Origin of the sequence: Paraburkholderia sediminicola, assembly GCF_046027355.1 — a bacterium.
In the GTDB taxonomy this organism is placed as follows: Bacteria; Pseudomonadota; Gammaproteobacteria; order Burkholderiales; family Burkholderiaceae; genus Paraburkholderia; species Paraburkholderia sediminicola_B.
Map to the genome: position 1 here is coordinate 1 of NZ_JAQQEK010000002.1, position 24,683 is coordinate 24,683.

A 24,683-nucleotide genomic window follows, 5' to 3' on the forward strand; every position below is an offset into this window, starting at 1 on the left:
GGGCGATGTCGTCGTCGCGGATGAAGACGGTGTGGTGGTGGTCCCCGCGGCGTCGGCGCGGAAGGTGCTCGACAAGGCGGCGGCGCGCGAAGCCAACGAAGGCGAGAAGCGTGCGAAGCTGGCTTCGGGGGTGCTCGGCCTTGACATGTACAGCATGCGCGAGCCGCTGAAACAGGCCGGACTGCGTTACGTCGATTGAGAGGCAGAGAAACCATGAGTGAGCAGCTCACCGGCATCTCGTCGATGGCGACGCGCCTGTTACTCGCCGAGTTGGTCGAGGAATATGAACGGGTATCGGGGCGGCGGGTAGCCGTCGAGTCGATCGGCGGCGTGGCCGCTGCCCGGCGCGTCCAGGAAGGCGAGTCGTTCGATATCGTCGTGCTTGCGGCCGACGCGATCGACCAGCTTGCAGCAGCCGGCCGGATCGATCCGGCCAGTCGGGTCGATGTGGCACGTTCGGGTGTGGCGATCGCAGTGGCAAGCGGCGCGACGCGGCCTGATGTCGGCACTGAAGCCGCGCTGCGCGAAACGATTCTGGCGGCGCGCAGTATCGGGTATTCGACAGGACCCAGCGGTTCACACTTGACCCGCCTGTTCGAACGCTGGGGCATTACGGAAACCATCGCGCCGCGCGTCGTGCAGGCGCCGCCCGGCGTGCCGGTGGGTACGCTCGTCGCGCGCGGGGAAGTCGAACTGGGATTCCAGCAATTGAGCGAGCTGATGCACTTGCCGGGAATCGATGTCATCGGCTCGTTGCCTCGCGAAGTGCAGATTGTCACTGTCTTTGCGGCGGCCATCTGCACCGCATCCAGACAGAGAGATGCCGCCAGGGCAGTGCTGTCATTTCTGGCGTCCCCTGAGGCGCGCTCCGCCAAGCTTCGTCACGGCATGGAGCCCGCATGACAGGGATGACCAACTCTATCCGACGGCCGTCGGATATCAGCCTGCGAGAGGAGCCGCCAATGCCGCCGCGACACGCTCGCGCAACGTCGGCAACACGCTCCCGTCGAACCACGGGTTGCGTTTGAACCAGGCAATGTTGCGCGGCGACGGATGCGGCAGCGGCATGACCTGTGGGCCGAATTCGCGCCACCGGACGAGCGTGTCCGTCAAGGTCGGTCCGAATGCCTTGCCCAGTCCGAATCGCTGCGCGTATTGTCCGACCAGCAGCGTGAGCCGGACCGAAGACATGTGCCCGAGCAACTCGCGGTGCCAGCGTTCGGCACACTCGGGCCGCGGCGGCAAATCGCCGCTCGGGCCTCGCCCTGGAAAACAGAAGCCGATTGGCACGACGGCGAATTTCGACACGTCGTAGAACGTGGTGTCGTCGACGTCGAGCCACGCGCGCAACCGCGCGCCGCTCGCGTCGCTCCATGGAACGCCAGACGCATGTACCCGCGCGCCCGGCGCCTGGCCGATGATCAGAATGCGCGCCTGTTCGGATGCCGCCAGCACCGGCCGCGGGGCGTGCGGCAGCACGGTCGAGCAGAGTGTGCAGGCGCGAATCTCGCGAAGCAGAATATCAAGCGGTGTGGGTTTCGTAGAGACAGTCATGCAGTCGGGGCAATACGGCTGACGGGCAGTTGAGTCGTGTGCCGGCTCAGGTCGTGGTTTGAGCCGGATAGATCAACGTGCCGTCGGGTTGAGGTTGCGCGCCCGGTGTCATCGTCGCAACGGTTGTGTGACGCGGGTCCATGATGTGCAGTACGGTTTCGCCGTGCAGCAGCAGGTAGTCCGTAATGATACGCCTGTGGCAGCGCCACCAGACCGCCTCCGCGCACATGATCGCGGAGCGGCGCCGATGGCCGAGCGCGAGAAGCTGCGTCAGACCATCGCGGAACGTGTCGCTCATCGCATAGTCCGCATAATTGCGGAACGCTGGGTGAGTCCAGTACGCATTGAGCGACGACGCTTCGTCTTTGCGCCTGCTGCGGCGCCCACCCAGTTCGGCAAGATGCACGTAATCGATGTGCTCCGGCGCGAGCGCATCCGGTAGCGTGTCTCGATTGAACTGCGGATTGGTTCGCGAGCGTGGAATGCTGCGCACATCGATCAGCGTCGCGATCTCCGCCTCCCTCAGCAGATTCACGAATTCGGGCAGTGGACGGTTGGAATGACCAATCGTGAAAAAGGGGCGGCTCATCGATGCCTCTGCGAAACCGTTGCGTCCATTTTGTGATGCGTACAGCCTGGGCTTCCAAAGGTCGATTATCCGCCGAAAACAACGCGCCCAGAAAGCCGGTTGCGCCACGCTGACGCAATCGGGTTCGCCCTACGTTGATGAGGCCATGTTCCATGGCGGCGGCAAGAAAGTGTCGTGGGACGAGGTCAATGCCCGTGCCGCTCCCCGACCGCGACCGGCGTCTGTTTCGATTGCCGGCTCAGCATCAGCGTGACGACGGCGGACACAGCCAGCGTCGCCCCCACTACGTACAGTCCCGCTGAATATCCACCCGTCACGTTCTTGAGCCAGCCGATCGCGAACGGACCCACAAAGCCGCCCAGATTGCCGACTGAGTTGATCATCGCGATGCCCGCGGCCGCGCCGGCGCCTGACAGGAACATGCTGGGCATCGCCCACAACGGCGCCTTGGCCGCGCTGATGCCGATGTTCACGATCACGAGCGCCAGAATGATCATCAACGCTGACGTCGCGCCACCGGCGAAAATGAAGCCGAGGCAAGCCACGACACAGGGAATGACGACGTGCCACGTGCGCTCTTCGGTACGGTCCGAGTGTTTCGCCCACAGAATCATGGCGACCACCGCGAGGACGCTGGGCACGCCCGCCAGCAAACCGGTTTCGAACGACCCGAAGCCATACTGCCGAATGATCAGCGGCGCCCACAAGCCGAGTGTGTACAGCCCCGCCGAGGTGCCGAAGTAGATGAGTGCGAGCGCGAGCACACGCGGATCGCGCAGGGCGCTCAGCGCGCCGGCCGTGTGGCCCGCATGCGACTGCTTCGCGTCCGCTTCCATCTTCATCTTCGCGATCAGCCATTCGCGCTCTTCCGGTTGAAGCCATTGCGCTTTCGCCGGCGTGTCCGTCAGGTACTTCAGCACGAAGAAGCCGAGAATGATCGCCGGCACCGCTTCGAGGATGTAGAGCATCTGCCAGTCGGCAAGTCCGGCGATCGGAGGCAACTTCATGATCGCGCCGGAAAGCGGCGAGCCGATGGCGGTGGAGATCGGCGCGGCCGCCATGAACCATGCCGCCGCGACCGCGCGTTGCCGCAACGGGAACCACAGGCTCAGATACAGGATGATGCCGGGAAAGAAGCCCGCTTCAGCCACACCCAGAATAAAGCGCAGCGCGTAGAAGCTGTTCGGCCCGACCACGAACGCCGACGCCAACGAGACGATCCCCCACGACACCATCACGCGGGCAATCCAGCGGCGCGCGCCGACCTTGTGAAGAATCAGGTTCGACGGCACTTCGAACAGAAAGTAGCCGATAAAGAACAATCCGCCGCCGAGACCGAACGCGGTCGGCGAAAGGCCGATGGCCTTGTTCATCGAGAGCGCGGCGAAACCCACGTTCACGCGGTCGAGAAAGCTCACGAAATACAGCAGCATCACAAACGGGATGATCCGCAGCATGAGCTTGCGGGAAACCCGGCTTTCGAGTTCGGAAATCATTGTCTCCTCCTTGGAGGTGTTGATCTGTGCTCTATTCAGAAACGGAGTGGGAGTGCGGTGCGCGCCGCGGCCGGCGAGTGCGGCTCTTGTCTTGTCCGGCGCGTCTACACCTTCAAACGTGTTGGGCCAAAGTCACATGCGACGCCTCACGGAATCTGCGCAATGCGCAGCAGGTTCGTGGTGCCGGGCGTGCCGAACGGCATGCCGGCCGAGATGACGACGGTTTGTCCGGATTCGCCGAACCCTTCGGTGCGCACGGTCTCGCAGGCAAGCTCGCTCACTTCGAGTGCGTCGACGACCTCCTTGCACAACACGGGATGCACGCCCCACACCAGCGCGAGGCGGCGCGCCGTGTCTTGTTGCGGCGTCATGCCGACGATCGGCGCGCAGGGCCGTTCGCGCGCCATGCGTAGCGCGGAATAGCCGGAGCTCGTGTAGGCAACTGTTGCGACCGCATCGAGCAGCCCGGTGACGTGCCGCATCGCGTAGCCGATCGCGTCCGACGTATTCGCGCGGGGTGCCGCGTGCGATGCCGCGATGACTTCGCGGTAGTACGGGTCGCGTTCGGTCTGCGAGATGATCGAGTCCATCATTCGCACGGCTTCCACGGGATATTTGCCGCTTGCCGATTCCGCCGACAGCATCACGGCGTCGGCGCCGTCGTAGATGGCGGTGGCGACATCCGACGCTTCGGCGCGCGTCGGCACCGGCGCGGCGACCATCGATTCGAGCATCTGCGTCGCCACGATGACGGGCTTGCCCGCCTTGCGGCATGCACGAACGATGCGCTTCTGGATCGCCGGCACCTGTTCGGCCGGCATCTCCACGCCGAGATCGCCACGCGCGACCATCACGGCGTCGGCTTCCTCGACAATCGCGTCGAGGCTCTGGATCGCCGCCGGCTTCTCGAGTTTCGCCACGATGCCGACGCGAGCGCCGACGATCTCGCGAACCTCGGTGATGTCCTCGACACGCTGCACGAACGAGAGCGCAAGCCAGTCGATGCCCAGCGTCATGCCGAACTCGAGGTCGCGCCGGTCCTTTTCCGTCATCGCGGAGAGCGGCAAGACGACGTCGGGAACGTTGACACCCTTGCGCTCGGAAAGCGGACCGCCCACGACGACCGTCGTTTCGGCGAAATCGGCACCGCAGCGTTCGACTCGCAACTGGACTCGGCCATCGTCGAGCAGCAAGTTCGTCAGTGGCTTGAGCGCCGCGAAGATCTCCGGATGCGGCAGCGAGACGCGCGCGTCGCCACCGGGCGTTCGAGCGTCGAGATCGAGTCGAAACGCGGCGCCTTTCTCCAGCGTGATCGGGCCGTTCGCGAACGTGCCGATCCGCAGCTTCGGACCTTGCAGGTCGAGCAGTACGCCGACCGGCCGGCCCGCGTCCTTTTCGATCGAGCGGATGATGGCGAGACGCCGTTGGTGATCGTCGTGCGTGCCGTGGCTGAAGTTCAGCCGGAACACATCGGCCCCCGCATTGAACAGCGCTTCGATGGTGTCGCGGCTGGTGCTCGCCGGCCCCAGCGTCGCGACGATTTTGGCATTACGGTTGCGGCGCATCTTTATCGACTCCCTGAAAGATCGCCGTGCTGAGCGGCAATGAAAATGGCACGGAAATCGTTGACGTTGGTCAGCGTCGGCCCGGTGATGACCGAGTCGCCCAGTGCCTGGAAAAAGCCGTGCGCGTCGTTGTTCTCGAGTCGCTCGGAGGGGCGGATGCCGCGCTCGCGCGCCCGCTTCAAGGTGTCCGGCCGCAGCAACGCGCCGGCGATTTCTTCCTGGCCGTCCACGCCGTCGGTGTCGCCCGCGATGGCGAACACACCGGGCTCGCCATTCAGCGCGACGCCGAGCGACAGCAGGAATTCGACATTGCGGCCACCGCGGCCGTCGCCGCGAATCGTGACGGTCGTTTCGCCGCCGGAGAGGAGAACGCAAGGCGCCTGGAAGGGCTGGCCGCGGCGGCTCACCTGTCTGGCGATGCCGGCCATGACCGCGCCGACGTCGCGGGCTTCGCCTTCGATGGCGTCGCTGAGAATGTGGACGTCGATGCCGGCCGCGCGCGACTGGCTCGCCGCCGCTTCGAGCGCGAGTTGGGGCGTCGCGATCAGATGTGTCTCGATGCTCGGCAGATGTGGAGCGTCAGGCTTCAGCGTTTCCGTACTGCCGTTTTCGAGCAATGCGATGGCCGCGGGCGACGCGCAGATCTCATAGCGACGTAAGACCGCGAGCGCATCCGCGCACGTCGTCGCGTCGGGTACGGTCGGGCCGGAGGCGATGTCGCTGGCGGCGTCGGCGGGCACGTCCGAGATGATCAGGTTGAGCACGCGCGCCGGATGGCAGGCCGCCGCGAGCCGGCCGCCCTTGATCGCCGAGAGATGCCGGCGCACGCAATTCATTTCGGAAATCGTCGCACCGCTCGCGAGCAGTGCCTGGCTGATTTCCTGTTTGTCCTGCAGCGACAGGCCTTCGGCGGGAAGCGGGAGCAGGGCAGAGCCGCCGCCTGAGATCAGGCAGATGACGAGATCGTCGGCAGTCAGACCCGAGACGAGTTCCAGCATGCGTTGCGCCGCCGCGAGGCCGTTCTCGTCGGGCACGGGATGCGCGGCCTCGACGATTTCGATGTGCTCGCACGGCACCGCGTAGCCGTAGCGTGTGACGACCAGACCTTCGAGGCGGCCGGTCCAGTGATCCTCGAGCGCTCTTGCCATCGCCGCCGACGCCTTGCCCGCGCCCACGACGATCGTGCGACCGCGCGGCGCCTCGGGAAGGAAATCGGGAACACGCAGCGCGGGTTGTGCCGTCGCGATCGCGGCGCCGAACATGTCCTGCAACAGGCGGTCGACGTCGAGTTCGCTGGTGGCATCACGGCTGGCCGGCAGCTTGAGTTGGGCGGCGGTTTTCATTGCCGTGCTCGCACAGAAGGGGACCGCCCTTGCTTGAAGGAAGTGAACATGGTGTCGGGTACCTTGTATTTGCCGTGCGCGGGACGAGCCGGGCCACGGCCGCCACATGGCGGGCCGTGCGGACCAGGCTCCAGCGGAGCCGCTGATGAGGCTTAAGCCGCGTTCGCCGCGGGCGCGGCGGCTTGCTCGATGAACGCGCAAACAGCAGCCGTCACTTGCGCCGTGGTTGCCGTGCCGCCGAGGTCGCGAGTGTGAAGCGAGGGGTCGGCGGTCACCGCTTCGACGGCTTGCATCACGCGTTTTGCCGCGTCGAATTCGCCCAGGTGTTCGAGCAGCATGACGACCGACCAGAAGGTGCCGACCGGATTGGCGAGACCCTTGCCCATGATGTCGAATGCCGAACCGTGGATCGGTTCGAACATCGACGGAAAGCGGTGTTCCGGATCGATGTTGCCCGTCGGCGCGATGCCCAGGCTGCCGGCGAGGGCGGCGGCGAGGTCGCTGAGAATATCGGCGTGCAGGTTGGTGGCGACGATCGTGTCGAGACTCGCGGGGCGATTGATCATGCGCGCGGTCGATGCATCCACCAGTTCCTTGTCCCACGTGACGTCCGGGAACTCCTTCGAGACTTCGAGTGCGATCTCGTCCCACATCACCATCGCATGACGCTGTGCGTTGCTCTTCGTGATCACGGTCAGCAGTTTGCGCGGACGGGATTGCGCGAGGCGGAACGCGAATCGCATGATCCGCTCGACACCGGCGCGCGTCAGGATCGACACGTCCGTCGCGGCTTCGATCGGATGGCCCTGGTGGACGCGGCCGCCCACGCCGGAATATTCGCCTTCCGAGTTTTCGCGGACGATGACCCAGTTCAGGTCCTCCGGCTTGCAGCGCTTCAGCGGCCCGTCGATGCCCGGCAGGATGCGGGTCGGACGGACGTTCGCGTACTGGTCGAAGCCCTGGCAGATCTTCAGACGCAGACCCCACAGCGTGATGTGATCGGGAATGTCCGGATCGCCGGCCGAGCCGAACAGGATCGCGTCCTTGTCGCGGATGGCGTCGAGCCCGTCGGCGGGCATCATGACGCCGTGTTCGCGGTAGTAGTCGCCGCCCCAGTCGAAGTTTTCGAATTCGAATGCGAACGACTTGGTCGTCTTTGCGAGTGCTTCGAGAACTTGCGCGCCGGCCGGTACGACTTCCTTGCCGATGCCGTCGCCGGGGATGGTTGCGATGCGATAGGTCTTCATGTCTCCGTCCTTCATGTGTAGGGGTGTGAGCGAACTTTACCTAGCTCCGGACGCAAAAACCGGTGCTAAACTCAAAGCATCTTTAACTTTGATTCACAAGTGAGAGTCATGCGCGACACCGTCGAACCGTCTGATCTAAGTTTCTTTTCGACGCTCGCCGCGTCCGGCAGCCTGAGCGCCGCCGCGCGGGAACTGGGTTTGACGGCAGCGGCCGTCAGCAAGCATTTGACGCAGATGGAGAGCCGCGCCGGCGTTCCGCTCGTCAACCGGACCACGCGGCGGATGATGCTCACGCCGGAGGGCGAGTTGTACCTCGAACACGCGCGCCGGATCCTCGACGAGATCGACGAACTGGCCGAACTGCTGGGCGCCGCGAAGCAAAGCCCGAAGGGATTGCTGCGCGTGAACGCGACGCTCGGCTTTGGCCGCAGCCATGTCGCGCCTGCGATCTCGCGCTTTGTCGCGAAGTATCCACAGGTATCGGTTCAGCTTCAGCTCTCGGTCACGCCGCCGCCGCTGACGGACGATACGTTCGACGTCTGCATCCGCTTCGGCGAGCCGCCCGATACGCGAGTGGTCGCGCGCCGGCTGGCGACGAATCGGCGCTTGTTGTGCGCCGCGCCTTCGTACCTCGCGTCACATGGGATGCCGGTGACCGCGCACGACCTGACGCGGCACAACTGCATCGGCATCCGCCAGGGTGACGAAGCCTACGGCGTGTGGCGTCTGACTTCGGGCAGAGGCGCGTCGCGTAAGACGGAGGCCGTGCGTATCAACGGATCGCTGACCACGAACGACGGCGAGATCGCGGTGAAATGGGCGCTGGAAGGGCACGGCATATTGATGCGGGCCGAGTGGGACATCAAGCAGTACCTCGCCGATGGCTCACTGGTTCAGGTATTGCCCGAGCATGACACGCCGAACGCCGATATTTTTGCGGTCTATTCGCAGCGACACCAGATGTCCAATCGGATTCGCGCGTTCGTCGATTTTGTCGCGCAGGATCTAAGGAGCGAGGCGGGCGCGGTGTAGTCCTGCTGGGGCGGGCTCGGGATTCGATCGTTTAGTCCGTCACGGCGGACTTGTCGCGAAACGACCGGGCCTCTTCACGAAGCCATTGCGTGAAAAGATCCAGACTTTTTTTACGACGTGTCGAGGACATCTCCACGAGACGATACGAGAAACCCGGCAGACAAGGGCCCTCGATCCGGCGCAGGCGTCCGGTGCGTAGTTCTTCGTCTATCAGCACGTTGCTGCACATCAACGGCCCAAGGCCACACTCCGCGGCGTAGAGCGCGAGCATTTCCTCGCTATACCAGGAAATACGGAAGTCGATCGTTTGATTGTGTTTGACGAGCGCGAGCCACGCAGACCAGTCCGGGGCATTCAGCGCGCGGTTTTCCCACTTGTAGGCGAGCAACGGGCGTTCGCGGAAGTCTTCAATGGTTGGGACACGATCTGCAGGACAAATGCCGCGATCGGCAACCGCGATATAACGGTCCGCCAGAATCACGGAATCCTCTTGATCCGTATCGACGGGGCCATACCGGATAGCGAGATCGATATCATCGGCGCTCAGATCGACGGTTTTCTCCGAGCCGTGAATATGCACCGTGACGTCAGGGTGGATGGCATTGAATCGCGACAGCCTGGGCATCAGCCAGCGCTCCGCAAATGCTCGGGTGGCCGAGATCTGAATCGAGTCTTCGTTGACGCGTGCGTTGACGACCTCGAACGCCTCGGCGATCTGGTCGAAGCCGTCTCTCACGAGCGGGTAGATCGTCTTGCCCACTGGCGTGAGCGTGACCGCACGGCCCGTTCTTTCGAAGAGCTTGTGGCCGATGCGAGCCTCGAGTTGTCGAATCTGATGGCTCACCGCCGTGAGGGTCACGGACAGCTCAGCGGCGGCCGCGGTAAAGCTCTGATGGCGGGCTGCGGCCTCGAATGCGCGGATTGAGTTCAGCGGGGGTAACTTACGCATGGCGAAAACTCTTCATCCGGAAGCCGGCCGGTTGCAGTGAATGCATTTTACCGAATACAGCCGCGCAGGCCCGCCGACGGCGACGCGACCGTTTTTCGTCGCCAGCGTTTTCGTCGATAGCGCGGCGAACGCGGATCCACCGCAGAGCCGGTTGCGTGTCAAAACACGCATTCAACTGATCGAATAATGCGCGTCCGTCGGCCTCATGCCGTTGACTGCCGTGAGGTCCTGCGGGCAGGCCGACATCACGATGATCAGATCCATTTCCGCGCGCAGCGCGACGTACTGGCCGGCCTGACTGACTGGCGGCGCGAATTCGAGCTGACCGTTTCCGCGTACAGGCACGTTCATGAACAGGTTCAGCGGACAGGGTGTTTCCTGGGCCTTCAGACCGAGACTTGCGAGCGCGGCGGCGAGGTTGTCGGTGCAACTGTCATGATGGCCGACCACACCCAATTGCTCGTAGCGATGCTTGTCGCAGGCCGCGATCAGCGTGTCGTGTACGCCTGGCGTCGTGTCTTCGACCAGCGTCAGGATGGCTCGCCGACGGTTCGTGAGCAGTGCGTCGCCGACCTTAGGCGCGAGCTTGAGTATCGACGCACGGCTGTGCTCCATCGACATCGATTCGCCGATGTCGTCCTGATTGAACGCCCAGGTGTCGACCACCTGATGTCCGTGCGTATTGATCACCTTGATCGTCATGCCTTTGACGAGCTTGACCGCCACGCCGCTACGCGCGGGAATACGGATGCGCGCGCTGTCAGGATCATTCGATGTCATGTTCATTAGCTGTTCTCCACAAAAAGTTTCATTGGGCTGGCGGCGCCAGCAGCGCGGATTCGACCGCCAGACAGGTGCGCAACAATCGATCGTCGTGTCCTTGCGGAGCAGAAAAAAGCACCGACGTAGGCAGGCCCTCTCCATCGACGCCCGACGGCATGGCAACACCTGGCATATCGAGGAGACTACCCGGCATCGTCAGCGAAAGCGTCTCCAGATTGGTCGAGGCAAACAGGCCGTCGTCGGCCTCGAGCGCGGCAAGCGAAGGCGCGACATGCTTGACTGTCGGCGTGACGAGCACCGCATCGCCGAGTTCGCGCCGCATGCTCAGCATGAGTTCGGCGCGTAGCGCGCGGATGCGGGCTTCCGCGTTCCGATCGATCTCCCTTGCGGCCAATAGTCTGTTGCGGACACGACGATCGATCCGCGCGCCGCGCTCGCCTTCGACGACTTCCTGAAGCAGCGACCACGCCTCGATGGCGCCGAGCCAACCCTGTGTCGCAATCAACTTACGTACGCGCGTGAACGCTTCGACGGGGCGCTCCTCCACGCGGGCGCCGCGTTGACGCAAGCGCGCCACGACGTGGCGCAAATTTCGCGCGACGTCCGACTGGAGTGTCGGATCTTCGAGCACAGTCGAATCGACGATAAACCGCACCTGCTTCAGTGGCGCCTCGCGCACCTCCGGATTCGCGCAACCGCGCATCGCGCCGTCAAGGAGCACGCAATCTTCGACGGTACGGGCGAGCGGGCCGAGCATATCGAGTGTGACGGCGAGCGGATGCACACCGTCCATGTCGTAACGGCCGATCGATGCGCGAAAGCCGGTCAGTCCATTGAACGCCGCCGGCACGCGGATCGAGCCGGCGGTATCGGTTCCGATTGCCGCTGTCACGAGGCCGCGTTGCACCGCGATCGCGGACCCGGAGGATGAACCACCGGGTGCACGCGGATCTGCCGCATGGAAGTCCGCGGTCGGCGTACCGAAGTGCGGATTGAGCCCAAGGCCGGAGAAAGCGAATTCGCTCAGATTCGTCTTGCCGAGCGGAATCATGCCTGCTGCCCGCATGACGGCAATCACGGCGGCGTCCCGGGATGCCGCCGGTGCGTCGATCCGCGTGATCGAACCGGCGGTCGTCCTGCTGCCTGCCACGTCGATCATGTCTTTCACCGCGAATGGAATGCCGTCGAGCCGGCCAAGCGGCGCGCCCAGTGCGCGCCGGTGGGCCGATTCCACGGCGTCATCGCGTGCACGCTCGATGAACGAGATGAAGACGCCACGCGCCGCGCGCGATTTCTCGATTGCACTGCTGACCAGCTCGACCGCTTCGATGCTGCCATCGTGCAGCTTCAACGCAGTGCCGGCCATCGTCAAAGGGAGGTTCATGAATGTTCGGTTTGCAACGGGCGCTGGCGAGCGGCCGCCAGTTGGCGGGCCAGCACCGGCACTGCTGCGAACGCGTCGGCCACGGATGCTTCATGCCGCGCATCGCCGAATTCCTGATAGCTGATGCTGATCGCGTGGCTTTCTTCCACGCCCAGATAGTGCGCGCAGGTCAGGATGTGGGTCTCCAGATGATTCATCTTCTCGCGGACACCGCCGGGCCCGAATCCGAACTCGCCGTGCGAGCTCAGAATGACGAGCTTCTTGCCGCTCATGACAGGCTCCAGCGGAAAGTCGCCGCGTGCGAGATCGAAAGTGAACGTCTTGCCGATACGGATGACCTTGTCGAACCACGACTTGAGGGCCGCGGGCATCCCGTAGTTATACATCGGCGTGCCGATCACGATCAGATCCGCGCGGTCGATCTCATCGATCAGTTCGTCGGACAGGCGCAATGCCTCGCGTTGCTCCGACGTGGCGTTTTCCTCAGCGGTGAAGACGGCGGCGATCCAGTCTTCGGTGATGATGGGCGGCGGATTGGCCCCGACGTCACGGGTGATGATCTCCGCAGCGGGCTCGAGCTGGAGCCAGACGTCGATGAAGGCGCCTGAGAGCTTGCGGCTGAGCGACCGGCCATTGCGCGCGCTGGCGTTGATGTGAAGGAGGGTAGTCATCGCGTGTGTATTCCTTTGCTTGCTGAAACCGAAAGAACAGGAACACTCATTTAGCCATGAAGCTTGAGTTGGCGCGATTGACGAATTTTTGCTGCACGTTGAGAAAAATTCAACCGTCTCCGACGCGAGGTGAATGTCGCATTTTTCTCAACCACGGTTGAGAATTGATCGATTTCGCCGTCTATTTGTCTCCGCTTTAATCGGCACTCAGCGAATCAGAGTCGCGATCTCAGAAGGAGACAGTCGTGTCGAACGATCAGATAGTACAAGCGAATGCGGACACCGGCACCGCATTCGACGTGCACGGTATAGAGCCCGTGCCGGGCGAAAGCAGGACATCCGGACAGTTGGATCAGTTCTGGATCTGGGCGGGTGCGAACGTCGCGCCGATCAATTGGGTGCTGGGGGCAATCGGCATCCAGCTAGGCCTGAGTCTTGTCGAGACGCTAACGGTTATCGTCATCGGCAATGTGCTGGGTTGTGCGCTGTTCGGCGCCATGTGCGTGATCGGACATCGCTCGGGTGTTCCGCAGATGGTGCTGTCGCGGCTGGCGTTCGGCCGGCGCGGCGCGTGGCTGCCCACGTTCATGCAGGTGCTGATGCCGATGGGATGGGTGGCGATCAATACGTGGATTGTGCTGGACCTTGCCGTTGCCGCGCTCGATCGCATGGGGATCAGCGGTGGCATCGAACTCAAATACGTCATTGCAATCGCGGTCATGCTGATCCAGGTCGGCATCGCGACATGGGGCTTTCACGCAATCCGGTATTTCGAGCGCTACACGATGCCGTTCGTGCTGGCCATCATGGTCGTGATGACCGTGGTTGCGTTTACGCACATCGATATCCACTGGCACGTTTCAACCGCTCACGGTATCGGCAAGTATTCTGCAATGAGCAAGCTGATGACTGCGATCGGCATCGGCTGGGGTATTTCGTGGCTCGTCTATGCATCGGATTACACGCGCTTCACGAAGCCGGCGCTGAGCAGCCGGCAGGTGTTTCGCGCGACTTCGCTCGGCATGTTCGTTCCAACCGTCTGGCTGGCGTTTCTGGGGGCGTCGATCGCGTCGGCGGGAAGCGGCGCCGATCCCGCCCAGCTCATCATCGCCGTTTTCGGTGCAATGGCGTTGCCCGTTCTGCTCGTGCTCGTCCACGGTCCGATCGCGACCAATATCGTCGTCATCTACTCGGCGGCGCTCGCCACGCTGTCGCTCGACCTGCGTGTTCCGCGCTGGGTCGTCTCCGTCGTATCCGGCGTTGTCGGTCTCGTGATCCTTTATCTGTTCCTGCGTTCGGGCGCGTTTGCGAACACCTTCGAGGATCTGATGGTCTTCTTTGTCGTGTGGATCGCGCCGTGGGCCGGCATTGTGCTCGTCGATTTCTTTCTGGTCCGGCGCGGCAGAATCAATGTCGCTGCGCTTTACTGTCATCACTCGGTGAGTGAGTGTGGAGACGTCAAGTGGTCCGGCGTCGCGGCGCTGGCGTCGGGTGTCTTTGCGGCCTGGCTCTTTCAGGTCGGCAGTGTCGAAGCGCTGCAGGGACCTCTCGCGATGGCGCTGGGAGGGATCGATCTGTCATGGCTTGCCGGGCTCGGCGTGGGTGGCGGGAGCTACTACCTCTTTCATCTCGCGCGGCCCGCCGACCGCTCGGAGCAGGTATCGCTCGCCGATAGCGGGAGTTCGACATGAATAGCGTGCGGATGAGCGACATCAGCTGGGTCGAGTACGAACAGCGCGTCAAAGCCGGAGCGGTCGTATTTCTGCCGTGCGGTGCGACGGAGCAGCATGGGCCACATCTTCCGCTTGGAACGGATGCGTTGCTCGCAAGCGCGATTAGCGAGGACGTGGCCCGTGAAACGGGCGGCATTGTGGCGCCGGCAATTTCATACGGCTACAAGTCACAGCCGAGGAGTGGCGGCGGCCAGCATTTCTGCGGCACCACGAGCGTCGACGGCGCGACGTTGTGCGCAATGATCCGCGATGCGGTGCGGGAGTTTCATCGTCACGGCGTCAGGCGTCTTGTGATCGTCGTCGGGCATTTTGAAAACCAGTGGTTTGTCACCGAAGGGATCGAGCTCGCGATGCGGGACATCGGCGACGGCAGTGGCATGGAAGTCATGCGTGTCGAACACTGGGAGTTCTGCCGCAAGGAAACGCTCGATACGATCTTCCCAGACGGGTTTCCTGGCATCGCGCTGGAACATGCCGCCGTGATCGAGACGTCGATGATGCTCCACTATCATCCGCAACTGGTCTCGCTCGACAGCATCCCGGTGCATGGGCCCGCTGAATTCCCAACCTACGATATGTACCCGGCCCGCACGGAGTGGGTGCCGTCGAGCGGTGTGCTGTCGTCAGCGAAGGATTCGAGTAGCGAGAAGGGGCGTCTGCTGGTCACGGATGTGGTCGACGGGATCGCAGCGGCCGTGCGTCATGAATTCGGCCTGGCGGGCTCGCGTGAGTGAACCACGCGCTAGCTTTGCATTGTCACCTCGTCTTCGATCAGTTTGACGGCTCTGTCGAGTCCATTTTCGGACGACATTTTCGCTCCCAGTTCGCGCGCTTTGGCTCGTACGTCCGGACTCTGCGCGAACGCGATTGCCTGCGAAACAGCGTGCGCGGTCGGGTCGATCGCATTGATCGGCGTAGCAGTCACGCCCGCCCGACGCAGGCGGTCAGCCCAAAAGAACTGATCGCCCGCAAACGGCACGGCAATCGAGGGTACGCCCGCCATGCACGCCGCGTGACTGGTGCCGGCTCCTGCGTGATGGATCACGATCTGGCAACGCGGGAATAGCCATTCATGCGGTGTGTCGCCAACCGGATAGAAATTCGACGGCAGAGTACTGGGGGCGAACCTGCTCCACCCGGGGTTGTAAATGGCTCTGCGACCGTCTACTCCGCTGATTATCGCGTCAAGTAATTTGCGCGCATCAAAACCTGCCATGCTGCCGAATCCCACATAAATGGGGGCGTCTCCTTGCTCGATGAAATCAACGAGTTGGCGTGGCGGCGTCCAGTCGCTGGAAGGCCAGTGCCAATGACCACATACTTGCGCGTTGCGTGGCCAGTCATGGGGGCGGCCAACCAAAGAGGGTGACACTCCGTAGAGCATCGTGTGGTCCGTCCACAGACGTTTGCGTGGTGGCAGTCCGCAAATGTCCTGTCTTGCTGTGTTCAACGATTGCCTGAAATTTCTCCAGAGAAGCTGATTTACTGCATGATGACTCATTGAATTGAGAAACGCCGGTACGAGACCAGGCCGAAAAAACGGCGACGCGAATTGCCGGGTGGGCGTGATAGGCATCAGTCCTGCGCCCATAGCCTTTACCCCAAGGTATTCCGCTGCGGACAATCCTGCGAACGCCGCAAGACCGGAGACAATCAATGCATCGCATCCCGTGCCATGCTCGACGATCTCCTTCAGCCATGCAGCCGTATTTGCATTGGCGATGCGACTGAGCGCCAGTGCAGTCTTCCTGAACGCGTTGGCGCCTGCATGGGCGCCAAGATTGGCGAATTCAGCCTGAAGACTTTGCACGATGTCACCGGACAACGGAGTAGCAGGAACATGCAATTGTTCTGCAAAACCGAGCGTGTTGCGATCCGCCAGCAACTTTGATTCATGTCCCGCGTCGATCAATGCGCGACAGAGGGCCGCCAAGGGGCGTGTGTCGCCTTCCGTTCCGTACGCTACGACTAGAAATTTCATAGAGGTTGAAGAAACCTGCATTCATTGAACTCGGCTATGCGCAGATTACACACTCTGATTGAAACGTTGGCACGCTTTCTCGTAGGTTTGTTGCCCGGTCGTGCGATGCCTACACGGCGACAACCGTCCTAATGGTGCAACACGAGCTTGCCGAAATGCGCACCGCTCTCGAGATCGCGCAAGGCGTGCCCGACGTCGGTCCATTCGTAAGTGCGATGGATCACAGGCCGCAACTGGTTGACAGCGATAGCGCGATTCATCGCCTCGAACGATGCGCGCGAGCCGACCGGAATGCCGCGTACGCGCACCTGCCGACGGAAAATGTCGAGCGGGTTGATCACACCTTCGGTGCCGCCGAGATAGCCGATGACATTGATCTGGCCGCCTCGCCGGACGGCTCGAAGCGATTGCGCGAAGCTTTCCGGACCGCCGACTTCCAGCACATGATCGACGCCGCGCCCGTCGGTCAGTTTAAGTATTTCTTCAGCCCAGTCCGGATGATCGCGGTAGTTGACGCCTGCGTGGGCACCCAATGCCTTGGCACGCTGGATTTTTTCATCGCTGCTGGACGTGACGAGTACGCGCGCGCCCGCGCATCGGGCGAACTGAAGCGCAAACACTGACACGCCTCCCGTGCCGAGCACCAGCACCGTTTCGCCGGGTTTCAACGCACCTTCGGTAACGAGTGCATGCCACGCGGTCACCGCCGCGCAGGGCAATGTGGCCGCCTCGACATCGCTCAGATGTGCCGGCGCCGGCACCGTAGCCTGCTCGTCAAGCAGCGCGTATTCCGCGAGCAAGCCATCGACTGGGCCGCCGAGCTGGTACGACGGCTCAGCCATGTCGAAGCTGCCGCCGATCCAGCGTTGCCAGAATGTACTGCAGACCCGGTCACCCACTTTGACGCGCGTGACGCCGTCGCCGATTGCCACGACTTCGCCCACGCCATCCGACAGCGGGATCAGCGGCAACGGAAAGGTCGTGTGATAGGTCCCGCGGACGATCTCGACATCGCGATAGTTGAGCGATGTCGCGCTGACGCGAATGACGACTTCCTGCCGTCGCGGTTGCGGCATCGGTCGATCTACGACGGTCAGGTTGTCGATACCGGGTTGGTTGCACAGCGCAATTGCCTTCATGGGTCTCATCTCATCTGAACGGTGATCAAACGATAAGATGGGTGGTCGACGAAATCAAATTCATAATGATCAGAATGATTATGTTGCGGAGGCATTATGTTGCAGGAGATGCGGACCCTGGTTCTCTTCGCCGAGGAGGGATCGATTCAACGCGTTGCGGAGCGCATTCCGCTGACTCAACCGGCCGTCACGAGGCAGATTCAACGGCTCGAACAGGAACTGGGTGTTGAATTGCTCGACCGCCGTGTGAAGCCGTCTGGCCTGACGCCTGCCGGCGTCGAGGTGCTTGGTCAGATCAAGCAGATCCTGGCCGCGTACGACGACGTGAAGAGAATCGGCGGCCGGGATGTGCCGGCCGGCCTGCTGAGGCTGGGTGTGGCGACCGGCCTGGCCGATCGGAGCGTGGCGCGCATCGTGAGGCAAGCGCGGCTGTGTTTCCCGCTGGTTTCGCTGCGCCTGAAAACAGGTTCGAGCGATGTTCTGATCGAGCAGATGCGGCGAGGTGTGCTGGATGCCGTGCTAGTACTGCTGCCACCAGGCACGGCGGGTGACGGCGAGATTCTCGGTAGCGAGTCGCTAGTCGTGGTCGCGTCCGATGAGGTTGCCAACACCGGCAGGGAACTGGGTGATTTGCTGGACGAATTGCCCTGGATACTCAACCCGGAACCTTGCGACGCTCGCGCGCGACTCGGCGCGTTACTGTCCCAGCGTGGCATCCGGCTGAATGTCGCAGCGGAAGTGGACGATGCGAGGCTTCAACTTGCCCTGGTCCGTGAGGGATTCGGATTGAGCCTGATGCCGGCACGTACGTTCGCCCGAAGCCGACCTGCGGGCGTGGCCAAACTGGATTCAGACACAGCCGGACTGAATCTGGAGATCAGCATGCAACGCTCGCCTCATCTGCTGAACCTGACGAAGGTGGTCGATGAAATCGCCGGCTACGCGCGCGTGGCGCTCTTTCGGGAGTAAGGCGTCGACGTTGCGGAAGTCGATGTAAAACAGGTTGCATAGCTAACTACTTTGGTCTAAGCTTGTGCCATGTTCGATCAATGCCTCTACTTCAATACGTCAGCACTTGCGCGTCGGCTCGAGCGTGAGTGGACGGAAGCCTTTGAGTCGTTCGATCTCTCGCCGCCACAGGGCTTCATGCTGAGAGCGATTATCGATCGTCCGGGACTGCTGCAGCGCGAGCTGGCCGATCATTTGTCCATCGCGCGGCCCACTGCAACGCGCGCGCTGGACTTCCTCGAAGCCAAGGGCTACGTCGTGCGCAATCGCGCGGAAGGCGACGGCCGGGAGATTGCGATCTTCCCAACGAGCAAGGCGGTAGAGATCAGGCGCGAATTGAATGATGCGAGCGGCAAGGTCACGGCAAGATTGAAAACGCTGTTGGGCCACACGGAATTCAAGGATGCCGTGTCGAAAATCCGGCGCGTCCGTTCGGCACTTGAATGATTTTTTTACTTTGATAGTTGCATAGCTAATTAAGTGAGTATTTGTTTTGGTGCGTTGTTAGGCAATTGAGGATCCATCTCCATGAAACGCATTGCTGTTTTTTCCCTCGCAAGCTGGCTCGCCGCTGCGATTCTTTATATGGGGCAGCACTCGGTCGCGCTGATGGCATTGAGCGGAGTGTTGGTGCTGGGCGCGTTCGATCTGATGCGGCCGGACTGAGCTGGCGTGGCAAGGTCGGGAGCCGCTTGTTGATTGTTGTGTGCCGTTTCGCGCGCAACATTGAGGCTAAGCCACGGCATCTCGACGGCATGCCGAAGCCGGCTGGCGTGTTACCGGCGGCAAGTCAATGAAGGTCAACCTCACTGCGCAGCCACCGCCGAAACACGTCGATCGTGTCGAGCTTGGTGCTGTCAGGACGCCAAACTACGAAGTAAGCATGAACGTCGACGATGCTCACTTTCCATAGACGCACCAGCTTTCCCGAAGCCAAGTCGGCTTCGATCAGTGAGCGACGAGCCAGAGCGATGCCTTCTCCTTCGGCAGCGGCGTCGAGCAGTTGATCCGCGTTTTCGAAAAGCGGACCTGCGGAAGGCTCCGTCATTTCCAGCCGTGCCGCCTGAAACCACGGTTCCCAAGGTTGCGATGCGTGCCTGAGCAACGTGCAGGCCGTCAGCGCAGTGGGCCGGCGCGGCAGCTTACCGCCGAAGTAATCCGCACTCGCCACCGGAAACAGTTCTTCGTCCATCAGTTTCTCGCTTTGCAAGCCGGGCCATTGTCCCGGGCCGTACCGCAGAGCGAGATCGATTCGATCGCGACCATCGAGCCTTGCGAGTGCTACTGACGGACGAACCTCCACTTCGATTTCAGGGCGTGCTGCGATGAAGCGTGGCAATCGGGGATTCAGCCAGCGCTTCGCGAACGAGGGCAGCACGCTGACTGCCAGCCGCGTCGACCGAGCGGGGTCCGTGCTTGCACGCGGTCTTGAAGCCGTTTTCGCACCGAACGCACGCGTGAGCACGGCTAATCCCTGCCGGATCTGCAAGGCTAACGCATGGGCCCTCGGCGAGGGCGTGACAGTCATGTGTTCCCGTATGAACAGCTTTTCGCCGAGATGGGTCTCCAGCGCCCTGACATGCTGGCTGACGGCACCTTGAGTGAGCGCAAGCTCATCGGCTGCACGCGTGAAGCTGCGCAAGCGCACGGCTGCCTCGAAGGCGCGCAGTGTTTGTAGAGGAGGAATGCGATCAGGCATCATGGTGTTGGCATTAATATCACTAATGCCTGATCCTCACAAATAATCGTTTGTCGTCGATGCGCACGGTTAATAAACTGCCGTCATGACCTATCGACTTTACTACTCCCCAGGCGCCTGTTCGATGGCCGTGCATATCGTGCTCAACGAACTGGGCGTCGATTTCCAGCTCGAACGCGTCCCGGTCTCTGAAGGTGCCACGCTTAGCGCCTCCTACACGGCGATCAACCCCAAAGCCCGTGTGCCTGCGCTCGGCATTCCCGGTGAGGCCGGCGTGCTCACCGAGTTGCCCGCGATCCTGACGTACCTCGGCCGCCGGCATCCCGAAGGCGGCCTATTGCCGACCACGAATGCGCTCGACGAGGCGCGCTGCCACGAATGGCTCGCATGGCTTGCAGACTGGGTTCACGGTGTGGGCTTTGGCGGGATCTGGCGACCGGGGCGCTTCAGCGCTGAAACCGCACACTTTGACGGTATCCGCGCAAGCGGGAGGCGCACGATACTCGATAGCTTCGGCGACGTCGAACGTCATTTCGCCGACGGCCGGCTGTGGGCCGTACCGTGCGGCTACACCATGGTCGAACCATTCATGCTGGTGCTTTACCGCTGGGGGAACCGCATCGGCCTCGACATGCGCCGCCATTATCCCGCGTGGACAGCCGTCAGCGAGCGGGTGGTCGCGCGGCCGGCAGTGCGGCGCACGTTTGAGCGCGAGGGCGTGTCGATCGATGGCTGAGGCAACGGTGCGATTCTCAGATTCGCCGCGCGTCATCCATCGGTTTGCGCAGCCATCTCGTGCAGAGCGGCGAGACAGGCGCTCACCGCGGTGTCCGTAGCCGCAGCATCGGCGAGAACGTAGTAGGCGAGCGGGGAAGCGGCAGACCGAACGTCGATTTCCACCAACTGTTCGTGCAGCCCTCGCGGCGCGCCCGTGGGTTTGCTCGGCATTGCCACACCAAGGCCTTCCGCCGCCGCAGTCAACGTCAACACATAGTCGCCGTAGATCCGATCGGCTGCCTTGTTTCGGAAGTGGAGTTGGTGTGCGCCGAACCACGCGCGCCGGCGCACTCGGCGCGGCGGTCATGAAATGGGGCGCTGCCGGTCAGCTTACGGCGATCGCGATCCTGCCGGTTCTGTTCGCAACGTTGATCACCTGGCTGCAATCGCGAGCGCAGGCGAAACCGGCCAGCGCGTGACGCTGCCAGGCGGAGGGCGCTGTCACTCGCGTGCTGCGAGAGCAGTCCCTCTGCACAGAAGCATCGCCAAAGGCGACGCGCTCACCTATGTCCGGGCTCTAATCGATGCAGGGTCGGCACGCTCTCCATACATCGCCAATCCGCTTTCGGCCAGCACCTCGGTCAGAGAACGGCGCAGCAGATCGACGGGCCGCATGAGCCGGCCGGGAAGCGATCCATGAATGAACCATACATCGATGCTCCCGCGAAAGTCTGTCGTCTCGACGATCCTGAGCGCCGCGCGATGCACCGAGCGTTCCAGCAGATCCGGCGTGACGAGTCCAATGCCAATGCCGCGCGCAACCAGCGACAGTTGCAGGTCGGAACCAAACGCTTCGACGGCGACATTGAAGGGCAGCCCCGCGGCCTCCAGCGCCTGTCTGAGTGCCGAGCGCATTCCACAGCCATCCTGATTCAGGATCCACTCGCGCTGCGCCAGCGCCGCCAGCGTCATTGGCTCATCGGGCAGACCAAGAGAGCGCGCCGCCACGATCACAGTCGGCAGGTATGCGAGCGGCGTAGCGTGCAATGTGGGCGGTGGCGAAAAGCTGGACGGCATCAGCACGATCGACGCATCGAGCGACGCGCGTTCAACACTCTGCACGAGACCTGGCGACCAACCCGCCGTGACGCGCAGCGTCAGTCGCGGAAAACCACTGCGCAGCAGATCGACTGGTTTTTCCAGCGCGACCTCGGCAAGAAACGGCGGCATGCCGATTCTCAACTCGCCCGCAGGTTCGCTTTCAGGCGACGCAACCGACAACAGATCGTCCACTGCGCGCAGCACAGTGCGCGCGAGCGCATAGACCTCGTTGCCTGCCGCGGTCGGTTTGAGCGGCTTGCTCTGACGATCGAGCAGTTCCGCATCCAACGTGCTTTCGAGGTTTTGCACCCGCCGTGTCAGGCCAGGCTGCGTGAGGTGAAGTTTTTCCGCGGCACGCACCATCGACCCGCTTTCGACGACAGCAACGAACGCTTCCAGATCGCGCGTATTCAAAGTGAACTCGCATAATCATTATCAACATATTTCAATTGTCGCATATTGGGCAGCTCATTAGGATGGCTTTTCCATGTCCGTCCCGAGAGCTCCATTCCATGAACTCGTCCGCCGAAAATCCCGCTGGCGTTGTCGCGACGCAGGAGGCCGACACCCCGCAACAACTCACTCCGTTGCTCACCCTGTTCTTTGCAACCGCGGTGGGCGTGATCGTGATGAATCTGTTTGCGGCGCAGCCGTTGACCGGCGCGATCGGCCGCAGTCTGCACCTTGCCCCTGAACTAGCGGGCCTCGTCGCCATGCTTCCGCAACTCGGCTACGCGGCCGGGCTCGTGCTACTGGTGCCGTTGTGCGATCTGCTGGAGAACCGCCGTCTGATCGTTCGGACGCTCTCGTGCTGCGCTGGTTTTCTCGCCATCGCGATGATCACTGAATCGCGAAGCGTGTTTCTCCTCGCCGTATTCCTGGCCGGCGCGGCATCCAGCGTGATTCAGATGCTGGTGCCGATGGCGGCGTCGATGGCATCGGAAAGCCACCGCGGGAGGGCCGTCGGCAACGTGATGAGCGGTCTGATGTTCGGCATTCTGTTGTCGCGCCCGGCTGCGAGCGTGATCGCCGGGGCGGTCGGCTGGCGTGCCTTCTACGGCCTTGCCGCGTTGATCGACGCGCTGCTCGCAGTCGTTCTCTACATGAAGCTGCCCGCGCGCCTGCCCGTCGTCGCTACGCGCTACCCGGCGCTGCTGCGTTCGTTGTGGACCTTGCTGCGAACCGAGCCGGTGTTGCGACGAAACGCGGCATCCGCTGCGTTGGTGATGGGGGCGTTCAGCGCGTTCTGGACCGCGATCGGCTTGCGGCTTGCGCGGCCGCCGTTCAGCTTCGATATGAATGGCATTGCGCTGTTCGCACTCGCGGGCGCGGCGGGCGCGATCGTGACGCCGCTCGCGGGCCGTGCGGGCGACCGTGGGGCAGGCCGCACGGCGCTGATTGCGGGCCATCTGATCATGCTCGTCGCTCTGGTGGTCATCGGCGTAGCCGGTGCTGGCTGGGGCGGCTTCCCGATTGGCAACCATCCGGTGCTGGCGGTTGCGCTGCTGGTGGCGGGCGCGGCCGCGCTCGATGCCGGCGTGGTCACCGACCAGACGTTAGGCCGGCGCGCGATCAACCTGATGAATCCCGCCGCGCGCGGACGGCTCAACGGGCTGTTTGTCGGCGTGTTTTTTGTCGGCGGCGCGTTGGGTGCGATGTGTTCGGGTGTGGCGTGGTCGTTGGCGGGCTGGACCGGCGTCTGCGTGGTGGGTTTTGTGTTCACCGGTGTCGCTTTTGTTCTCAGGCTGATTGGGGTGCTTCGGGGTACCGACGTTTGATTCGCTGTTATGTAGATGGAATGGTCGCCTCCCGCTTCAGATCGTGCTTATCGTTGCAGCCGGGGCTCGTGCCGAGGGCGAGGCATGATCGACAGCGCATGGGTGGCTCGACGTGACGCCGGTCGCCGTTGAATCAGCAAGTGTTACCGCCGCCCGATGGTGGCGAGTAGCGTAAGGGCGGCGGCTCTGAAACGCCTTTACTCCACGATACCGATCAGGTCGTCAATGTCCTTCCGGATACGCATCTGTGCCTCTCTTACGGCGGCATCACGTGTGTTGGCAATGAGGGGGAGCATTAACCCCGAACCTTTAAATTCGGCTTCGAAATGCACCCATGCCGCATACGCGCAAACACCGGAAGCTTTTTGCACAAGGTTGACGGTGACGTCATATGTGCGTTGCTTGCCATGCTTACGGGTGTACTGAAAACGGCTTAACACTGGTCTGTACATCGCGTTTCCTCGGTTTGGTTGCTTCTGTTTCCGCCTTTCGCAGTGACGTGCAAATTTGCTCGGCGGCAATCGTCACCCGTGTCGCACGCGTTTTCCGGATGCCGCTATTGCTGCCTCCTCCAGTTCCGATGATCGGCTGAAGGGGGACCGGGGCATTGGCACGCCATCTACAAAAGCGCTTGCGCAGCGCACGGCGAACTCATATGCGCAGTTCCGGCTTGCGAACTGACCGAGGTCACCCAATGAGACCGATTCGCCGTCTTCTTTCAGAATGCAGGCGCGAGCTACGAATGTATTGCCATGCCTTACGGTCGATGCCTGAATTGCCGCGCCACGGTGAATTAGAACCATTGCTGGCCTCCGATCACGGATGATAGAAAGGCAATTGTAATGTCGTCGTTTGCAGCTGTGGCGATTGTTACCTTTCCACATAAGGCGCTTAACTATGACGACAGCGGAAGC

At 62.4% G+C, this 24,683-nt stretch carries 26 protein-coding genes and 2 pseudogenes; 11 read left to right on the forward strand and 17 right to left on the reverse strand.

Annotation, left to right across the window (positions count from 1 at the left end; genetic code table 11):
* Positions 1-199 (forward strand): annotated as a pseudogene (locus PQR42_RS03170) (4-carboxy-4-hydroxy-2-oxoadipate aldolase/oxaloacetate decarboxylase); the annotation flags it as partial.
* Positions 200-213: 14 nt separating this feature from the next.
* On the forward strand, positions 214-903 hold the full coding sequence (locus tag PQR42_RS03175) for a substrate-binding domain-containing protein (protein ID WP_408382402.1): 690 nt from the start codon (positions 214-216) through the stop codon (positions 901-903).
* 36 nt (positions 904-939) lie between these two features.
* Here the strand turns inward: PQR42_RS03175 and PQR42_RS03180 are convergent, their stop codons facing one another.
* From PQR42_RS03180 to PQR42_RS03205, 6 genes are all read right to left on the reverse strand, one after another.
* Positions 940-1,554, reverse strand: a complete 615-nt coding sequence (locus PQR42_RS03180) for a uracil-DNA glycosylase family protein (RefSeq protein ID WP_408382404.1) — start codon at positions 1,552-1,554, stop codon at positions 940-942.
* Positions 1,555-1,600: 46 nt separating this feature from the next.
* Positions 1,601-2,143, reverse strand: a complete 543-nt coding sequence (locus tag PQR42_RS03185; RefSeq protein ID WP_408382406.1) for a DUF488 domain-containing protein — start codon at positions 2,141-2,143, stop codon at positions 1,601-1,603.
* 185 nt (positions 2,144-2,328) lie between these two features.
* Positions 2,329-3,639, reverse strand: coding sequence for an MFS transporter (locus PQR42_RS03190; RefSeq protein WP_408382408.1), 1,311 nt, complete (start codon positions 3,637-3,639; stop codon positions 2,329-2,331).
* Between the two features lie 146 nt (positions 3,640-3,785).
* A complete protein-coding gene (pyk, locus tag PQR42_RS03195; protein WP_408382410.1) occupies positions 3,786-5,204 on the reverse strand; it encodes a pyruvate kinase in 1,419 nt (472 codons plus the stop codon).
* A 2-nt stretch (positions 5,205-5,206) separates the two neighbouring features.
* On the reverse strand, positions 5,207-6,547 hold the full coding sequence (locus PQR42_RS03200) for a glycerate kinase type-2 family protein (RefSeq protein ID WP_408382412.1): 1,341 nt from the start codon (positions 6,545-6,547) through the stop codon (positions 5,207-5,209).
* Positions 6,548-6,699: 152 nt separating this feature from the next.
* Entirely contained in the window at positions 6,700-7,794 is a 1,095-nt protein-coding gene (locus tag PQR42_RS03205; RefSeq protein ID WP_408382414.1) for a tartrate dehydrogenase, read from the reverse strand.
* A gap of 108 nt (positions 7,795-7,902) precedes the next feature.
* On the opposite strand from PQR42_RS03205, the gene PQR42_RS03210 reads away from it, so the two are divergent.
* The gene (locus tag PQR42_RS03210) at positions 7,903-8,826 is read left to right on the forward strand and encodes a LysR family transcriptional regulator (protein WP_408204814.1); all 924 of its coding nucleotides are present in this window, start codon (positions 7,903-7,905) and stop codon (positions 8,824-8,826) included.
* 31 nt (positions 8,827-8,857) lie between these two features.
* Here the strand turns inward: PQR42_RS03210 and PQR42_RS03215 are convergent, their stop codons facing one another.
* From PQR42_RS03215 to PQR42_RS03235, 5 genes and pseudogenes are all read right to left on the reverse strand, one after another.
* A complete protein-coding gene (locus PQR42_RS03215; RefSeq protein WP_408383004.1) occupies positions 8,858-9,586 on the reverse strand; it encodes a LysR substrate-binding domain-containing protein in 729 nt (242 codons plus the stop codon).
* 6 nt (positions 9,587-9,592) lie between these two features.
* Positions 9,593-9,775, reverse strand: a pseudogene (locus PQR42_RS03220) (LysR family transcriptional regulator); the annotation flags it as partial.
* 171 nt (positions 9,776-9,946) lie between these two features.
* Positions 9,947-10,561: a DUF1989 domain-containing protein gene (locus tag PQR42_RS03225; RefSeq protein ID WP_408382416.1), complete on the reverse strand. Its 615-nt coding sequence runs from the start codon at positions 10,559-10,561 to the stop codon at positions 9,947-9,949.
* A 22-nt stretch (positions 10,562-10,583) separates the two neighbouring features.
* Positions 10,584-11,942 carry an amidase family protein gene (locus tag PQR42_RS03230; protein WP_408382418.1) on the reverse strand — a complete coding sequence of 453 codons (1,359 nt, stop codon included), beginning with the start codon at positions 11,940-11,942 and terminating at the stop codon, positions 10,584-10,586.
* Complete coding sequence (locus PQR42_RS03235) at positions 11,939-12,613, reverse strand: FMN-dependent NADH-azoreductase (protein ID WP_408382420.1); 675 nt, start codon at positions 12,611-12,613, stop codon at positions 11,939-11,941. The genes PQR42_RS03230 and PQR42_RS03235 overlap by 4 nt, the downstream gene beginning before the upstream one ends.
* A gap of 245 nt (positions 12,614-12,858) precedes the next feature.
* On the opposite strand from PQR42_RS03235, the gene PQR42_RS03240 reads away from it, so the two are divergent.
* A complete protein-coding gene (locus PQR42_RS03240) occupies positions 12,859-14,304 on the forward strand; it encodes a purine-cytosine permease family protein (protein ID WP_408382421.1) in 1,446 nt (481 codons plus the stop codon).
* Entirely contained in the window at positions 14,301-15,080 is a 780-nt protein-coding gene (locus tag PQR42_RS03245) for a creatininase (protein ID WP_408382423.1), read from the forward strand. Before PQR42_RS03240 ends, PQR42_RS03245 begins: the two co-directional genes overlap by 4 nt.
* A gap of 8 nt (positions 15,081-15,088) precedes the next feature.
* Here the strand turns inward: PQR42_RS03245 and PQR42_RS03250 are convergent, their stop codons facing one another.
* Together PQR42_RS03250 and PQR42_RS03255 are read right to left on the reverse strand one after the other, a co-directional pair.
* A complete protein-coding gene (locus PQR42_RS03250; protein ID WP_408383007.1) occupies positions 15,089-16,327 on the reverse strand; it encodes a glycosyltransferase in 1,239 nt (412 codons plus the stop codon).
* 128 nt (positions 16,328-16,455) lie between these two features.
* The gene (locus tag PQR42_RS03255) at positions 16,456-17,466 is read right to left on the reverse strand and encodes a zinc-dependent alcohol dehydrogenase family protein (protein WP_408382425.1); all 1,011 of its coding nucleotides are present in this window, start codon (positions 17,464-17,466) and stop codon (positions 16,456-16,458) included.
* 96 nt (positions 17,467-17,562) lie between these two features.
* Here PQR42_RS03255 and PQR42_RS03260 point away from each other — a divergent pair, with 96 nt between their 5' ends.
* From PQR42_RS03260 to PQR42_RS03270, 3 genes are all read left to right on the forward strand, one after another.
* A complete protein-coding gene (locus PQR42_RS03260; RefSeq protein WP_408382427.1) occupies positions 17,563-18,435 on the forward strand; it encodes a LysR family transcriptional regulator in 873 nt (290 codons plus the stop codon).
* Between the two features lie 69 nt (positions 18,436-18,504).
* Complete coding sequence (locus PQR42_RS03265; RefSeq protein ID WP_408382429.1) at positions 18,505-18,921, forward strand: MarR family winged helix-turn-helix transcriptional regulator; 417 nt, start codon at positions 18,505-18,507, stop codon at positions 18,919-18,921.
* A gap of 81 nt (positions 18,922-19,002) precedes the next feature.
* Positions 19,003-19,140: a hypothetical protein gene (locus PQR42_RS03270; RefSeq protein WP_408204825.1), complete on the forward strand. Its 138-nt coding sequence runs from the start codon at positions 19,003-19,005 to the stop codon at positions 19,138-19,140.
* Positions 19,141-19,264: 124 nt separating this feature from the next.
* On the opposite strand, the gene PQR42_RS03275 is transcribed toward PQR42_RS03270, so the two are convergent.
* Positions 19,265-20,176: a LysR substrate-binding domain-containing protein gene (locus tag PQR42_RS03275; RefSeq protein WP_408382431.1), complete on the reverse strand. Its 912-nt coding sequence runs from the start codon at positions 20,174-20,176 to the stop codon at positions 19,265-19,267.
* 82 nt (positions 20,177-20,258) lie between these two features.
* Here PQR42_RS03275 and PQR42_RS03280 point away from each other — a divergent pair, with 82 nt between their 5' ends.
* Positions 20,259-20,909 (forward strand): glutathione S-transferase family protein, encoded by a 651-nt coding sequence (locus tag PQR42_RS03280; protein ID WP_408382433.1) that lies wholly within the window; start codon positions 20,259-20,261, stop codon positions 20,907-20,909.
* A gap of 32 nt (positions 20,910-20,941) precedes the next feature.
* Here the strand turns inward: PQR42_RS03280 and PQR42_RS03285 are convergent, their stop codons facing one another.
* Complete coding sequence (locus tag PQR42_RS03285) at positions 20,942-21,121, reverse strand: hypothetical protein (RefSeq protein WP_408493565.1); 180 nt, start codon at positions 21,119-21,121, stop codon at positions 20,942-20,944.
* 92 nt (positions 21,122-21,213) lie between these two features.
* Here PQR42_RS03285 and PQR42_RS03290 point away from each other — a divergent pair, with 92 nt between their 5' ends.
* A complete protein-coding gene (locus PQR42_RS03290) occupies positions 21,214-21,369 on the forward strand; it encodes a hypothetical protein (RefSeq protein ID WP_408382437.1) in 156 nt (51 codons plus the stop codon).
* Between the two features lie 85 nt (positions 21,370-21,454).
* Here PQR42_RS03290 and PQR42_RS03295 read toward each other — a convergent pair whose 3' ends face one another.
* A complete protein-coding gene (locus tag PQR42_RS03295; protein ID WP_408382439.1) occupies positions 21,455-22,405 on the reverse strand; it encodes a LysR family transcriptional regulator in 951 nt (316 codons plus the stop codon).
* 98 nt (positions 22,406-22,503) lie between these two features.
* Between PQR42_RS03295 and PQR42_RS03300 the strand changes: the two genes are divergently transcribed.
* Positions 22,504-23,769, forward strand: a complete 1,266-nt coding sequence (locus PQR42_RS03300; RefSeq protein WP_408382441.1) for an MFS transporter — start codon at positions 22,504-22,506, stop codon at positions 23,767-23,769.
* 197 nt (positions 23,770-23,966) lie between these two features.
* Here the strand turns inward: PQR42_RS03300 and PQR42_RS03305 are convergent, their stop codons facing one another.
* Positions 23,967-24,221: a hypothetical protein gene (locus PQR42_RS03305; RefSeq protein ID WP_408382443.1), complete on the reverse strand. Its 255-nt coding sequence runs from the start codon at positions 24,219-24,221 to the stop codon at positions 23,967-23,969.
* Positions 24,222-24,683: the final 462 nt, after the last annotated feature.